13 protein-coding genes and 1 pseudogene are annotated in these 13,857 nt (G+C 68.6%); 7 read left to right on the top strand and 7 right to left on the bottom strand.

The window, feature by feature from the left end:
- Nucleotides 1-46: 46 nt before the first annotated feature.
- From HGB39_RS09680 to HGB39_RS09655, 6 genes are all read right to left on the bottom strand, one after another.
- Nucleotides 47-520 (bottom strand): winged helix-turn-helix transcriptional regulator, encoded by a 474-nt coding sequence (locus HGB39_RS09680; RefSeq protein ID WP_005570550.1) that lies wholly within the window; start codon nucleotides 518-520, stop codon nucleotides 47-49.
- An 85-nt stretch (nucleotides 521-605) separates the two neighbouring features.
- Nucleotides 606-1,181 (bottom strand): TetR/AcrR family transcriptional regulator, encoded by a 576-nt coding sequence (locus HGB39_RS09675; protein WP_005252730.1) that lies wholly within the window; start codon nucleotides 1,179-1,181, stop codon nucleotides 606-608.
- Nucleotides 1,182-1,235: 54 nt separating this feature from the next.
- Nucleotides 1,236-1,820 carry a TetR/AcrR family transcriptional regulator gene (locus HGB39_RS09670; protein WP_005254118.1) on the bottom strand — a complete coding sequence of 195 codons (585 nt, stop codon included), beginning with the start codon at nucleotides 1,818-1,820 and terminating at the stop codon, nucleotides 1,236-1,238.
- Between the two features lie 4 nt (nucleotides 1,821-1,824).
- Entirely contained in the window at nucleotides 1,825-3,018 is a 1,194-nt protein-coding gene (locus HGB39_RS09665) for an acetyl-CoA C-acetyltransferase (RefSeq protein ID WP_005254119.1), read from the bottom strand.
- Between the two features lie 72 nt (nucleotides 3,019-3,090).
- Nucleotides 3,091-4,278 carry an acyl-CoA dehydrogenase family protein gene (locus HGB39_RS09660; RefSeq protein ID WP_005570549.1) on the bottom strand — a complete coding sequence of 396 codons (1,188 nt, stop codon included), beginning with the start codon at nucleotides 4,276-4,278 and terminating at the stop codon, nucleotides 3,091-3,093.
- 43 nt (nucleotides 4,279-4,321) lie between these two features.
- Nucleotides 4,322-5,065: an SDR family NAD(P)-dependent oxidoreductase gene (locus HGB39_RS09655; RefSeq protein WP_005570547.1), complete on the bottom strand. Its 744-nt coding sequence runs from the start codon at nucleotides 5,063-5,065 to the stop codon at nucleotides 4,322-4,324.
- Nucleotides 5,066-5,365: 300 nt separating this feature from the next.
- Here HGB39_RS09655 and HGB39_RS09650 point away from each other — a divergent pair, with 300 nt between their 5' ends.
- The 6 genes from HGB39_RS09650 (at nucleotide 5,366) to HGB39_RS09625 (ending at nucleotide 13,053) form a co-directional block, all read left to right on the top strand.
- On the top strand, nucleotides 5,366-6,655 hold the full coding sequence (locus tag HGB39_RS09650; RefSeq protein WP_005570545.1) for an MFS transporter: 1,290 nt from the start codon (nucleotides 5,366-5,368) through the stop codon (nucleotides 6,653-6,655).
- Nucleotides 6,655-8,322, top strand: a complete 1,668-nt coding sequence (locus HGB39_RS09645) for an AMP-binding protein (protein WP_005570543.1) — start codon at nucleotides 6,655-6,657, stop codon at nucleotides 8,320-8,322. Before HGB39_RS09650 ends, HGB39_RS09645 begins: the two co-directional genes overlap by 1 nt.
- Complete coding sequence (locus HGB39_RS09640) at nucleotides 8,310-9,284, top strand: NADPH:quinone oxidoreductase family protein (protein ID WP_005570542.1); 975 nt, start codon at nucleotides 8,310-8,312, stop codon at nucleotides 9,282-9,284. Before HGB39_RS09645 ends, HGB39_RS09640 begins: the two co-directional genes overlap by 13 nt.
- An 83-nt stretch (nucleotides 9,285-9,367) precedes the next feature.
- Nucleotides 9,368-10,501, top strand: coding sequence for a methyltransferase (locus HGB39_RS09635; protein ID WP_005570541.1), 1,134 nt, complete (start codon nucleotides 9,368-9,370; stop codon nucleotides 10,499-10,501).
- Nucleotides 10,502-10,580: 79 nt separating this feature from the next.
- Entirely contained in the window at nucleotides 10,581-12,167 is a 1,587-nt protein-coding gene (locus tag HGB39_RS09630) for a glycosyltransferase family 39 protein (RefSeq protein WP_005570540.1), read from the top strand.
- 331 nt (nucleotides 12,168-12,498) lie between these two features.
- Complete coding sequence (locus HGB39_RS09625; protein ID WP_005570539.1) at nucleotides 12,499-13,053, top strand: TIGR03086 family metal-binding protein; 555 nt, start codon at nucleotides 12,499-12,501, stop codon at nucleotides 13,051-13,053.
- A 118-nt stretch (nucleotides 13,054-13,171) separates the two neighbouring features.
- Here HGB39_RS09625 and HGB39_RS09620 read toward each other — a convergent pair whose 3' ends face one another.
- Nucleotides 13,172-13,768, bottom strand: coding sequence for a helix-turn-helix domain-containing protein (locus HGB39_RS09620; protein ID WP_005570538.1), 597 nt, complete (start codon nucleotides 13,766-13,768; stop codon nucleotides 13,172-13,174).
- Here HGB39_RS09620 and HGB39_RS38535 point away from each other — a divergent pair.
- Nucleotides 13,768-13,848, top strand: a pseudogene (locus tag HGB39_RS38535) (citrate/2-methylcitrate synthase); the annotation flags it as partial. The gene HGB39_RS09620 and the pseudogene HGB39_RS38535 sit on opposite strands and share 1 nt — an antisense overlap.
- Nucleotides 13,849-13,857 lie beyond the last annotated feature (9 nt).

The following is a 13,857-nucleotide window of genomic DNA, read 5'->3' as shown; positions in this document are numbered from 1 at the left end:
TAGCATGGATACGACGAGGTCGCGCCCCGTTCCTCACGAGTTCCGGTTAACCCTGCGGATTGCCGGCCGGGGCCGGAGCGCCCTGCTGTACATGCAGAGTCGATGCCGGAACGCGGCGACCGTCGTCGGTGACGAAGGCGAGGGACACGGCCTCGCCGGTGGTCTCGTCGGTGTACTCGGGGGAGGTGCTACCCGGCCGCGGCAGATGGTCGCGCCCGAACTGTCCCAGCGCCCCGATCACGACATGCAACTGCTTGCCCTTCTCGGTCAGCACGTACTCCCGACGTTCCCGCGACCCCTCCTGGCGATAGGCGCGGCGTTCGAGGATTCCTTCGTCGACGAGCATCGCCAACCGTGCGGTGAGCACGTCGGACGCCACCCCGAGACTGCGGGTGAACTCCGAGAACCGGCTGTGGCCCCAGAAGGCGTCGCGGACGATGAGCAGCGTCCACTTGTCGCCCAGGAGTTCGAGGGTGCGCGCGATGGAGCAACGGGCAGGGGTGGCCGACGACGGACTCATGTGACGAGGATACTCAGCGGCTCCGCCGCCCGTGCGCGGCGAGCGAGTGCAGAGACTCGCTCACCGCGCACGGGTGCGAAGCGCCTCACGCCCGCATCCCCGTGACGACGGCGTCGAGGAACTCGTCCGCGATCTCTTCGGGTGTCTCGGCGCCCGCGGGGGTGATCCACAGGTAGCTGTAGTTGAACATGCCCAGCAGGCCCTTGACCATCAGCCGCGGGAGAGCCCGGAACTGTCCGTCGCGGATGCCCTGCTCCAGCGCGTTCCGCCAATGCGATTCGTAGCGTTCACGTTCGGCGATGATGCGATCACGACGCTCGTCCGTCAGGGCGTGGTACTCGCGGAAGAACACCGTCCACTCCGCACGGTGCTCGGCGATGTTCCGCATGAGGGCTCGTGCAAGACCGCGCAGCCGTTTCTCCGGATCGGCCTCGGACAGCGCGAGTTCGTCGGCCACCGTGTTCATCTGCGCGAGTTGCCGGCTGCTGATCTCGTAGAGGATTGCCTCCTTGCTGCCGATGTAGTGGTACAGCGCGCCCCGGCCCAGCCCGGTGGCCTCACCGATCTCGGCGACCCCGGTGCCGTGGTAGCCCGACTTCGCGAACAATTCGGCGGCCACCTGCAGGACTCGGTCCCGGTTGGCGTCGTACTTGTCGCTCATCGAAGGGCCCCTTTGTCTCCCGGCGGTCGAAGATGTGAGTCTAGACGGCCCAGATCACGGGTTCGGCGCGGCCAGCCCGGTGATCAGGGCGTCGAGAAACCCGTCGGCGATCTCTTCGGGGGTGCGGGTCCCGTCGGCGGTGAGCCAGAGGTAGCTGTAGTTGAACATGCCGAGCACACCCTTGATCATCAACGGCGGCAACAGTGTGAACACCCCGTCCCGGACGCCTTGGTCGAACGCGTGCCGCCAATGCGATTCGTACCGTTCGCGGGCCGCGACGACCCGCACACGCCGATCACCGGTCAGGGCGTGGTACTCGCGGAAGAACACCGTCCACTCCGCGCGGTGTTCGGCGATGTTGCGGAGCAGGGCGCGCGCGAGACCGCGGAGGCGGCGCTCCGGATCCGGTTCGGTCAGGGCGAGTTCGTCGGCGACCGTGTTCATCTGCGCGAGTTGCCGGCTGCTGATCGCGAACAGGACCTCCTCCTTGCTGCCGATGTAGTGGTAGAGCGCCCCGCGGCCGAGCCCCACCGCCGTGCCCAGGTCTGCGATCCCGGTGCCGTGGTAGCCCGACCTCGCGAACAGCTCGGCGGACACGCGCAGAATTTCGGCGCGGTTGAGGTCGTACTTGGTGCTCATCGAATCACCGTTCGACGTGCACGATCAGGGCCTGCCCCTGGCCGCCGCCCCCGCACAGCGCGGCTGCGCCGACGCCACCTCCGCGGCGTCGCAGTTCGAGCGCGAGGTGCAGGACGATCCGTGCCCCCGAGACGCCGATCGGGTGGCCGAGCGCGATCGCGCCGCCGTTGACGTTCACCCGGTCCGCGTCGAGACCGAGGCGTTCGGACGAGACGAGTGTGACGGCGGCGAACGCCTCGTTGATCTCGACGAGATCGAGGTCGCGAGGCGCGATCCCCTCGCGTCGGCACGCGGCCTGGATGGCGTTCGACGGCTGCTCGTGCAGACCCGAATCGGGTCCGGCGACCACAGCGCGTGATCCGATCTCGGCCAGCCACGACAGTCCGAGCCGGACGGCCGTCGACTTCCGTGTGACCACGACGGCGCAGGCACCGTCGGAGATCGGTGACGAGTTGCCCGCCGTCAGCGAGCCGCCTGCGGCGAAAGCCGGAGGCAGACCGGCGAGGTCGGCCGCCGAGGTGTCGGCCCGGATGCCCTCGTCGTGGCTCACGTCGGTCGACTCACCCCGCCCGGATCTGATCGGAACGGGAACGATCTCGGCCGCGAAGACGCCGTCCTTTCGTGCGCGTGCGGCCGCACGGTGCGAGCGCGCGGCCCACTCGTCCTGGGCCTCGCGGCTGATCCCGTACTCGGGATTCCTCGACTCGGTCAGCGCCCCCATCGACGACCCCGTGAAGGCGTCCTGGAGCCCGTCGAACGCGAGGTGGTCGATCAGAACCGTGTCGCCGTACCTGTGTCCGCGACGACTGTTCGTCAGCAGGTGCGGCGCAGTGCTCATCGATTCCTGACCGCCGGCGACGACGATGTCCGCGTCGCCGGCGGAGATCATCTGGTGCGCCAGCGTTATCGCGTCGATTCCGGAGAGGCACATCCGGTTGATGGTCAGTGCCGGTGCGGTCATGGGGATTCCGGCGGCTGCCGCCGCGACGCGCGCCGGCAGTTGGCCACTGCCCGCGGTGAGCACCTGGCCCATGACGACGTGGTCGACGGCGCGTGCGTCGACGCCGGCCGATTCCAGCGCACCACCGATCGCGTGGCTACCCAGTTCCTGGGCGCTCAGGCTCGACAGGGATCCCATGAAGCGTCCGAACGGGGTTCGCGCCCCCGCGACGAGGACGGTGGGGTCGTGGTCCGTCATTGTTCTTCTCCTTCGAGAGCGTGGTGCCGCCCTGTGGCCGTTCCCGGCCGCAGGGCGGCTGTCGTGCGGATGTCAGGGCTGACGCGACGTCTCGAAGGCGTCGGAGAACGCGTACCCGTCGAGCAGGCGTCCCGCCGTGACCAGGTACTGGATCGTCGGGGTCCCCTCCTCGAGCCAGTTGAGGCGGGCGTCCCGGTAGAGGCGCTCGATCGGATGCGCGCGCGTGTATCCGATTCCGCCGTGGATGAGCAGAGCCCGGTCGGTCACCCGGCCGACGGCTTCGAGGCCGAACAGCTTGCACATGCTGGCCTCGGCGGGAATCCGTTCGCCGGCATCCCACTTCTGTGCTGCGTCGGCCAGGATCCCGCGCAGGGCGTAGACATCGGTGGCCATCTCCGCCAGGTAGCGCTGGATGGCCTGCCGTGTGCCGATCGGCTTGCCGAATGTGACACGGCTCTTCGCGTGGGCGATCGACAGTTCGAGGGCGCGCTCGGACGTGCCGAGGGAGCTTGCCGCGATGAACACCCGGCTGATCTCCAGTGCGCGTTCGAGGTGCTCGTTTCCCTGCCCCTCCACGCCGACGAGGGCGGTGGCGGGCACCCGGACGGAGTCGAGGGTGACGCGTCCGTGCTCGGTGCCCTTGCATCCCATCGTCTCGGGAAGTGCTGCGATCGAGAGACCGTCGGTCGCGCGGGGAACGAGGAACGCGGAGACGTCGGTGTCGGATGTCTTCGCGAAGACGATGAAGTGAGACGCGATGTCCGAGTTGGTGATCAACCACTTCTCGCCGTTCAGAATGTAGTCGTCGCCCTCGCGCACCGCGGTCGACCCGAGGTCGGCGCCCGTCCCGAAACCCGGCTCCGTCAGCGCGAACGCGACCGAGTTCCGGCCCGTGGCCGTGCCCGGCAGCACGTCCGCCTTCTGCCGGTCGCTGCCGATCTCGGAGAGTGCGTGGGCGAAGGAGTTGTGCACGTGGACGATGACCCGGAGCCCGCCCTGCACCTTGGCGAATTCGGCGATGATCGGCAGGTACTGGGCGATCGAGAGACCGCTGCCGCCGTACTCGCGGGGGACGAGCAGGCCGAGTGCGCCGATCCGCTCGAGGATGGGCATGACGATGTCGTGCGGAACCTGCTCGTCGTCCTCGATCCGCTGTTCGAGTGGATCGAGTTCGGACCAGATCGCTTCGACAATGCGGTCCCGGAGCGCCAGGTACTCCGACTCCGGAATGCCGACCGAATGCGTGAGTGTCGCGGTCATGGTGTTGTGTCCCTTCGTTGTTGGTCGTTGCAGTCGTGGTGTGTCACAGCGCCCAGCCGCCGTCGGCGGTGAGGACGGAGCCAGTGCAGAATGTGGCGTCTTCGCTGAGGAAGACTGCGGCCTTGGCGATTTCGTCGACGGTGCCGAATCGGCCGAGGACGGTTTCTCGTTCGATGCGCCTGCGTGCGGAGTCGGGCACCGCGTCGGTCATGTCGGTGGTGACGAAGCCGGGGGCCAGCACGTTGACCCGGATGCCGTCACGTGCGACCTCCTTGGCGAGTGAGCGACCGAAGCCGATCATCGCGGACTTCGCACTCGCGTACGCGGTGTCGCCGGCGTGACCGATCAGGCCGACGACCGACGACACCAGAACGATGCTCGGTGACCTGCCGTGCGCGAGGTGGGGTAGCGCGGCCCGGGCGAGGGCGACGGTGCCGCGGAGGTTCGTCTCTATCACGCTCCACCAGGCGTCCGGGTCCGTCTCGACGAGCCGCCCGCCCGACCACTGGCCCGCGTTCAGGACGAGCGAATCGAGGTGTCCCCAGTGCGAGACGACGCGCTCCACCGCCGTGGGCGCCGTGGTGTCGTCGTGCAGGTCGAAACGAATTGGGAGTACCTGTTCGGGGGCGTCCGCGGCGAGCTTCTCGGCGTCGTCACGTCTGGTCCGGTACGTGCAGCCCACCCGGCAGCCGCGCTGTGTCAGGGCTGTGGTGACGGCGGCTCCGATGCCGCGGGACCCGCCGGAGACCAACGCGACGCGGGGGGCGTCGTGATCGTTCTCGTTCATTCCCAGGAATGTACTGATCGATCCAAAAATAGTCCAGGGTGTTCGTGAAACTCGCGCTAATCGCTGTTTGAGCTCGATATTTGGGCGAAGTCCCAAGTGGATCGATCGGTACAAAAATGCTTGCTATCAACGTCAGGGATGTGCTAGACCTGTGACCGTGGCCACACGGGGTGACGGTGCTGATGCGATGTCCGATCGGCGAACCCCGGGCGAGGCCCGACGGCCCGATCACAACCGCGGTGGCACCGGATCGACACGGCAGCCGCACCGCCCCACATCAGCAGCGATGGGAGATTCGATATGAGAGTCATCGACGACCTGGAGGTCACTCGGGTCAAACCGCGGAAGGTTGCCTTCGCGTCCTTCGTCGGAACGGCAATCGAGTGGTACGACTTCTTCATCTTCGGGACCGCGGCCGCCCTGGTATTCGGGAAGGCGTTCTTCCCGTCGTTGAGTCCGCTGTCGGGAACGCTGGCCGCATTCGCGACGTTCGGTGTCGCGTTCGTGTCGCGTCCCGCAGGCGCGATCGTCTTCGGGCACTTCGGAGACCGGATCGGCCGCAAGAAAATGCTGGTGTTCTCCCTGGTGCTGATGGGGTCGTCGACGGTCGCGATCGGACTCATTCCCACCTACGGAGCGATCGGTCTCGCAGCGCCCGTGCTGCTCGTCCTCGCGCGCCTGGCACAGGGCTTCGCGGTCGGCGGAGAATGGGGCGGCGCGGTGCTGATGGCAGTCGAACACGCACCGCGCGAGAAGCGGGCGTTCTACGGCAGCTGGCCGCAGGCCGGCGTGCCTGCCGGACTCGTGCTCGCGACGCTCGCGTTCCTTCTGGTCGAGCAGCTTCCCGAGGACAAGGTGCAGGCGTGGGGATGGAGGCTTCCGTTCCTCGCCAGTGCCGGGTTGGTCGCGGTCGGCATGTACGTGCGACTGAAGGTCGTCGAATCGCCGGAATTCGAGAACGTCAAGCGCAACAAGAAGATCGCCGACTTCCCGATCCTCGCGGTCCTGCGGGGTGAGAAGCGCGCGCTGGGCGTCGGAATTCTCACCCAGGCCGCCTCCCTCGTGCCGTTCTACCTCGTCACCGTCTTCGTGCTGTCGTACGGTCCGAAGGAACTCGGCATCTCGCGGCAGACGATTCTGTTGAGCATCCTCGTCGCGTGTGTTCTCGACATCCTGTCGGTGCCCTACGCGTCGATGATCGCGGACCGGATCGGAGCACGGAAGATGTTGATCTACGGGTCCCTCTACATGGCCGCGATCGCGTACCCGTTCTTCTGGTTGCTGTCGACCGGCGTGGGTGTCGCCGTCCTGCTGGCGATGATTCTGATCATCACCATCGGTCACGCCGTCACCTATTCCGCGGTGGCCGGCTACGTCACCGGTCTGTTCCCGGCCGAAGTCCGGTACACCGGCGCGTCCGTCGCCTATCAGTTCGGTGGTGTCGTGTTCAGTGCTCCCGCACCGTTCATCGCGGTGGCGATCGCTGCCGAGGCGGACGGTTCGTGGGCCCTGGCCGCGTACATCGCCGCGGCGTGTGCCATCACGGTCCTGGTCCTGACCCTGACGAAAACTGCAAAGGTGAATCACTGATGTCTCCCGACAGACTCGCATCGTCCGCACTCGCCGGTGCCTGGCAGGACATCGAATCCCTGCTGGACCGCGACCCGTTCGGTGGCGACTTCAACACGGCCCACGAAATCTGCACCCGCTACGCGGCCGATCCGAACCGGGTGGCGCTGACCGTCCGGCACGAGGACGGCTCGGCCGACCGCTGGACGTACCGCGAACTCGACAGGCTCGCCGCCAAGGCGGCACGGGTGTTCGCACGCGCGGGGCTGAAGCGGGGAGATCGCGTCGGCGGACTGCTCTCGCGACAGGTCGAGAGTTGGATCACCGCACTGGCGGCGTGGCGCTCCGGGCTGGTGTACGTGCCGCTGTTCGGCGGGTTCGCCCCGGACGCGATCGGTCTGCGCCTCGACGCGGCGGGAGTCCGCGCGGTCGTGGTCGATCAGCGGTACCGGCCGGCCCTCGCGGCAGCGCAGGCGACCCACGGACTCGACCCCGCGGTGTTCGTCGTCGGCGACGTCGCAGCCGGCACGGACGACCGGTCCTTCTGGACCGAGGTCGACCGGGCCGACGCCGACGGCCCGCTCGCGACCACGGCACTCGGGGACACCGCCACCCTGCTGTTCACCAGCGGAACATCCGGAACACCGAAGGCGTGCACCATGACCCACGCCACCTTCGTCTCGGTCATGCCCTACGCGAAGGCCGTTCTCGGGGCGACCCGCGACAGCGTCGTCTTCTCGACGTCGGACCCGGCGTGGGCGTTCGGGCTGTACAGCACCGGTGCCGCCGTCATGGCGCTGGGCGTGCCGCGGGTCATGTACTCCGGGAAGTTCGTCCCCGAGGCCTGGCATCGCGTCATCCGGGAAGAGAAGGCCACGATCCTCACCACCGCGCCGGCCGCCCTGCGGCGACTGACGACGACGTTCGCGCAGGAGGGAGTGCCGCCGACGCTCCGCACCGTCGCCGCTGCCGGCGAACCGCTCACCGCGGCGGTCGCCGCGGACTGGGCCAGCACCGGTGCCCCCGCCGTGCGCAACGGGTACGGACTGTCCGAGGTCGGCATGCTCCTGGGCGACACCCAGGGCACCGAAACCCGGTCCGGTCCGGGCTGGATGTCCGCCACGATTCCGGGTTTCGACACCTTCCTCGCCGACCGGGACGGGCAACCGGTAGCCGACGGCCAACCGGGATTGATCGCGGTACGGAAGCCCCGGCACCAGATGTCCAGCGGCTACGAGAACACCCCCGACCTGTGGGCCGACCGCTGGCGCGGCGACGTATTCCTCACCGAGGACCGAGCCGTCACAGACCCCCAGGGACGGTGGCAGATTCTCGGCCGGGACGACGACATGATCATCGCGTCAGGGCACAACATCAGCCCGGTCGAGGTCGAGAACGCGCTGTTGCAGCACCCGGCGGTCGCCGACGCCGCGGCAGTCGCGTACGACGATCCGATCCGCGGCGGAGTGGTCCGGGCCGTCGTCGTCCGCGCGGACACCCGGGCCGGCGACGGCGACCTCGTCACGCAACTCACACATCTCGTCGCGCAGCGCGTCGGACCCTACGCGGCACCCAAAGTCGTCGATTTCCGGCCCGACCTCCCGCGGACCGAAGTCGGCAAGCTGCGCCGGGCGGCCGTCCGCGAACTCCCGATCACATCAGCGGGGGCAACCGCATGCGCGCACTGATGGTCACCGCGCTCGACGGTCCCCGGGCGCTCGCCCCGGTCGAGGTCGACGAACCCGTCGCGGAAGAATCCGCGATCCTGGTCGAGGTTCATGCGGTCGGGGTGTCGTTCCCGGATCTTCTCCTCACCCAGGGCCGGTACCAGTACAAGCCGGAACTTCCCTTCGTCCCGGGCGGCGAGGTCGCCGGGATCGTGCGGTCAGCGCCTGACGGCAGCGGATATTCTCCGGGCGACCGGGTCGTCGGATTGACAGGGGTGGGCGGCGCGATGGCGGAACTGGTCGCGCTGCCGCCGGAGACGACTTTCTCCCTCCCCGACACGATCTCGATGTCCGCGGGCGCCGCCCTGCTGTTCAACTACCTCACCGTGCATTTCGCGCTGGTTCGTCGCGGGCGCCTCGAGAAGGGGGAGTCGGTGCTCGTCCAGGGCGCGGCCGGAGGCATCGGCACCGCCGCGATGACCCTGGCGCCCCACCTCGGCGCGTCGCGGACCATCGCGGTCGTCAGCAGTGAGGAGAAGGCGGAGTACGTGCGGAGCCTCGGCGCCTCCGACGTCGTGACCACCGGGAATTGGCGGGACGAGGTCCTCGCGATCACCGACGGCCGCGGGGTGGACGTCGTGGTCGACCCCGTCGGGGGCGACCGTTTCACCGACAGCGTCCGATCCCTGGCGACGGGCGGGAGGATTCTCGTGATGGGCTTCACCGGCCGGGACATCCCCTCGGTGAAAGTGAACCGGCTGCTCCTGAAGAACGCGTCCGCAGTCGGAGTCGCGTGGGGCTCGTGGTGGGCCGAGGACCCCCGACGACTGTCCGCGCAGTGGAGCGAATTATGTCCCTTGCTCGCGTCGGGCGCGTTGAAAATACCGGAGCCGACGCGGTACCCGTTCGAGGCGGCGGCCGAGGCCCTGCTCGATCTCGAACACCGCCGAACCGTCGGGAAGAGTGTCCTCACCCTCCGGTGAGGCGGCTCCGCCGCCCGTGCGCCTTTTTGGTAGTTGCAGCTACCAGAAAGGCGCACGGGCGCGAAGCGCCTAGGCTCTCCCTCATGGAAACCGAGTTCGTCCGCTGGACCGAGGACGGCACCGAGCATTCGGCGGTGTGGCGGTCCACCAGCGGGGCGACGCCCCCGAAGAAGATTCGCGTGGCCGACGACTCGATGACCGCCGACGAGGCGTACCGCCTGGCGTGCGAGGGGACGGCGCTGCTGTGGCGCGGCGACTTCCACAACGCCCGCCAGCTCGGCACCGCCGTCGCCGCCCGCACCGACCGTAAGACCCGCAAGACGTCCACCGACCCCACCACCGCGTTCCACCTGCACCGGCAGACGCAGTCGCGGAGGGCGGGGATCCTCGGGATGCTGCTGGTGCCGTTCGACGCCGACCAGACCGTCCCGCTGCGACGCGCCCCCGACGTACGGCAGGCGGTGCTCGAGGCGTACGGACCCACGGACCAACCCACCGTCACCACCCTGCGCGACCTGCTCGGGGCGATCGGCGCCCACGAGTGGCAGAAGAAGGGCGTCGAGATCCCCGCCCTCGGGGCGCGCATCCACCCCGGCTACGGCGTGTTCTCGCCGATTCGCGGCGAATACGTCGACCTCGTCGCCGACGCCCCGCTGCCGTCGCACACGCAGGCGTTCGACATCGGCACCGGCACCGGAGTGCTGGCCGCCGTCCTCGCGCACCGCGGCGTCGAGAAGGTGATCGCGACCGAACTCGACGCGAATGCGCTCGCCTGCGCCCGGACGAATCTGGACCGGCTCGGCTACGCCGGTCAGGTCCAGGTGGTGGAAAAGGATCTGTTCCCCGACGGCCGGGCACCGCTGGTCGTGTGCAACCCGCCGTGGATTCCCGCCCGCCCCACCTCGCCGATCGAGTACGCGATCTACGATCCGGACAGCCGGATGCTCCGCGGATTCCTGGCCGGGTTGGCCGAGCACCTCGAGCCCGGGGGAGAGGGCTGGCTCATCCTGTCCGACATCGCCGAGCATCTCGGACTGCGGACCCGCGACGAATTACTGACCTGGATCGACGACGCCGGACTGACCGTCCTCGGACGCCGGGACGTGGCGCCCCGGCACGGCAAGGTCGCAGACCGATCGGATGCGTTGCACGCCGCGCGCAAGCGGGAAGTGACGTCGCTGTGGCGGCTCGGTGCGCAGGACTCGCCCGCCGGGTAGCAGCCGGACGTAACGGCGACGCGGTCCGGAACGGTCTCCATGTAGGTCACTGATTTCACCTACCTCGAGGAACCGCGGAATGACGTCGCCCCTGCCCGTGCTGGCTTCCGAGCCGCGGCGCAGCGGTGCGGAGCGGGGGACCCTCGGGTGGACGACATGGTGCGACCCGCTCCTGCTCGGACTCGTGGCAGTCGCGATCTCGGGATTCCGGTCCTGGTCGCCGTCGTTCTGGCACGACGAGGCGGCCACCGTCTCGGTCGCCGGGCGCGACATCCCCGACACGGTGCGGTTGCTGTTCGACGTCGACGCCGTCCACGGCGCGTACTACCTGGGCATGCATGGCTGGCTGCGCGTCGTCCCGCTCACCGAGTTCTGGCTGCGACTGCCCAGTGTGCTGGCCGTGGGGATCGGCGCCGCCGGCCTCGTTGTGCTCGGAAAGCTGGTGTCCACGCGACGGGTGGCGTTGGTCGCGGCGCTCGTGTTCGCGATCCTGCCGCGGGTGACGTCCGCCGGAATCGAGGCACGCTCGTACGCGCTGTCCGCGGCGCTGGCGGTGTGGGTGACCGTCGTGTTCGTCGTGGCCGTGCGCAGGCGGACGGGCACCGCCTGGGTGCTGTATGCGCTGCTTGTCGCGGTCTCGACCACGGTGTTCCTCTACAGCATCCTGATCGTTGCCGCGCACGTCGTGACGCTGGCGGTGACGAAGACCGGACGTCGCTGCGTCGGGTCGTTCGTCCTGGCTGCCGGCGCGGGCATCGCGATCGCGGCGCCGGTGATCGTGCTGGTGCAATCGCAGGCGGATCAGGTCTCGTGGATCGCCGGCCGGAATTTCGATCTCGTGTGGATCGTGCTCGTCGAGCAGTACTTCGACAACACCCTCCCCGTCGCCGTCGTGTCAGGACTGCTCGTCGTCGCCGGAGTGACGGTCGGCATCGTCCGGGAGCGTGACCGCCGGGACGGCGACCACGCCGGGCTTCTCGCGACCGCGGTGCCCTGGCTCGTGGTGCCCACCGCGCTGGTGCTGCTGTATTCGCTGACGTCGCAGAACGTGTATCTGGGTCGCTACTTCACGTTCACCGCCCCCGCGTGCGCACTGCTCCTCGGACAGTCGATGGTGTGGATCGCCGGCCTTGCCGGACGACGATCGCTGCCGCTTCTCGCGGTGATCCTCGCACTGTTCGGTGCCATCGCCCTGCCGCACTACCTCGTCCAGCGCGGACCGTACGCCAAGCCGAGCGGCATGGATTACAGCCGCGTCGCCGACCTCGTCGAATCCGAGGCCGGACCCGGCGACTGCGTGCTCTACGACCTGAAGAACGTCTGGAATCCCGGCCCGATGCGCACCGTCGAGACCGTCGATCCGCCCGCCTTCGCCGCTCTCCGCGACATCTCGCGGGGATCGACGGCCGCGGAACTGGGCGAGTTGTGGGACGAGACGCTGGCGCCCGACCGCATCGCGGACCAGATCAGGAGTTGTCCGGCGATCTGGCTGCTCACCGACCGATCCGCGGGGGTCGACAGCCACACCGGGGCGGCCGTCGATTCCCGTGATCCGGTGGCGCTCGGCGCCAACTTCCGCGTCGTGCGGTCCTACGGTTTCGACGTGGACGAGCGGTGGCAACTCAACGTCAGCCAGGTCGTGCACTTCGTCCGGCGCGGCACGTAGCGCGCTTTTCCGTTCCGGTGGCGGATCCTCGACCACCACCTCATGCCTGGGCTTTCGCAGGGTGGGCGACGCACGCTGGCGTCAGATCGCGGCGAGCACCCTGATTGCCGCCGCCGCCGCAGGGCCCCCGGTCAGATAAACCCACCGATCCAGTCGCCTCGTTGATCGACGGAGCACAATCTCGACGGCACCGCGGGCCGGACTCGGGCGCTTGCCGCCGCCGCTAGTTGACGAGCCCAGCAAGCAAACCCGGCCGTACGCCGTTCCCGAGAAGGACATCCGCGACGTCGCACCTTCCCGGAGCAAGTCCACGACCGCTACCGTGCGAGAGGTGGAACTCATTCTCGCTGCCTCGGCCGAATTCGAGCGCGTGGTGCGCCACCTGCCGGTGGACTCATGGGACCTGCCCACACCGTCACAGATGTCGGTGCGTGACCTGGTCGAGCACGTCGTGGTGGGAAACCGCTTCACTGCGCTCCTGCTTGCCGGCGTCGGTCGTGAACAAGCCCGGAACATGCTCACAGACGACCAGCTCGGAGACGACCCGGTCGCCGCGGTGGCCGAATCGTGGCGACACCAGGCCGAGGCCTTCGCCGCCGCACCACCGGAACAGCCAGTTCCAGGCCCGAGGGGCGACGTCCCTGCCGAAGCGTTCCTGCGCTTCCGGCTCGTCGACCTTGTGGTTCACGCGTGGGACCTCCTCCGCGCGGCGGGCCTCGATGAAACTCTCGACCCGCCTGTGGTCGCCGGGCTGTCTCGTGTGGTCGAACCACATCTGGACGACATGCTCGCGTTCGGCGCGTACGGCGAGGGCCCGAGTGGCACAGTGCCTCCCGACGCTTCGCAGCAGACCCGACTCCTCGACTGGTTCGGGCGACGGCCCTAGCCGCACTGCTCGCAATCCACGCCGATGCCACCGACAGGGCGGAGGCGATGGCCGAGGTTCAGGTGCGAGCAGCGTTACGCCCGTGAGTGGTTGACGAGTTCCTGGACCCGTCAACCACTCACGGGCGCGGAGCGCCTACCGGCCCAGCTGCGGGAACGCGCGTTGCGCGCACGCGTGAGTAGACCAACCGATCGGCGTACCCGATGTCGCAGCCGAGGCCGATCGCGAAATTGCGTTCTGGGGCGAGATATCCGAGACCGCCGCTGTGGGTGGTGCGCGCGATCCACAGGTAGGCGCGCCCGTCCGGCATCTTCGACACCTGCGTGAGGATCCGGCCGGGATTCGCGAACGCCTCGTGGACCACCCACAGCGGGCAGCTGCCGCCGACTCGGGAGAAGTGGAATGCGGTGGCGGACTGGCGCTTCGAAATGTTCCCGGCGCCATCGGTGCGGACGAAGAAGAACGACACGCCGCGCTGGCCCGGCCGTTGCAGCGTCGACAGCAGGCGACAGATCGTCTCGAACCCCACCTCGAACTTCAGGCCCAGCAGGTCGATGTCGTAGTGGAGTGATTCGGCGGCACCCAGGAACAGCGTGTACGGCAGGATGAGCGCCCCGGCGAAGTAGGAGCCAACCCGATTCGCGCGAGCGCGGCGGACTCGGCGGTCAGCGACTCGTCCTCCGCGGCGATCGGGGAGTTGAAGGGCCCGCTGCAATCGAGCAGGGCGCGTCGAACAGTTTGATTCGCCCGCTCAGCGAGTACTCGGGCGTCCCCCAGCGCTCCGTCGTCGCCTGACGGCTTGTG

The sequence above is a fragment of the Rhodococcus opacus genome (assembly GCF_012396235.1).
In the GTDB taxonomy this organism is placed as follows: domain Bacteria; phylum Actinomycetota; class Actinomycetes; order Mycobacteriales; family Mycobacteriaceae; genus Rhodococcus_F; species Rhodococcus_F opacus.
Note: the sequence above shows the minus strand (reverse complement) of the source record. Positions and strands in the feature narration are given on the sequence as shown.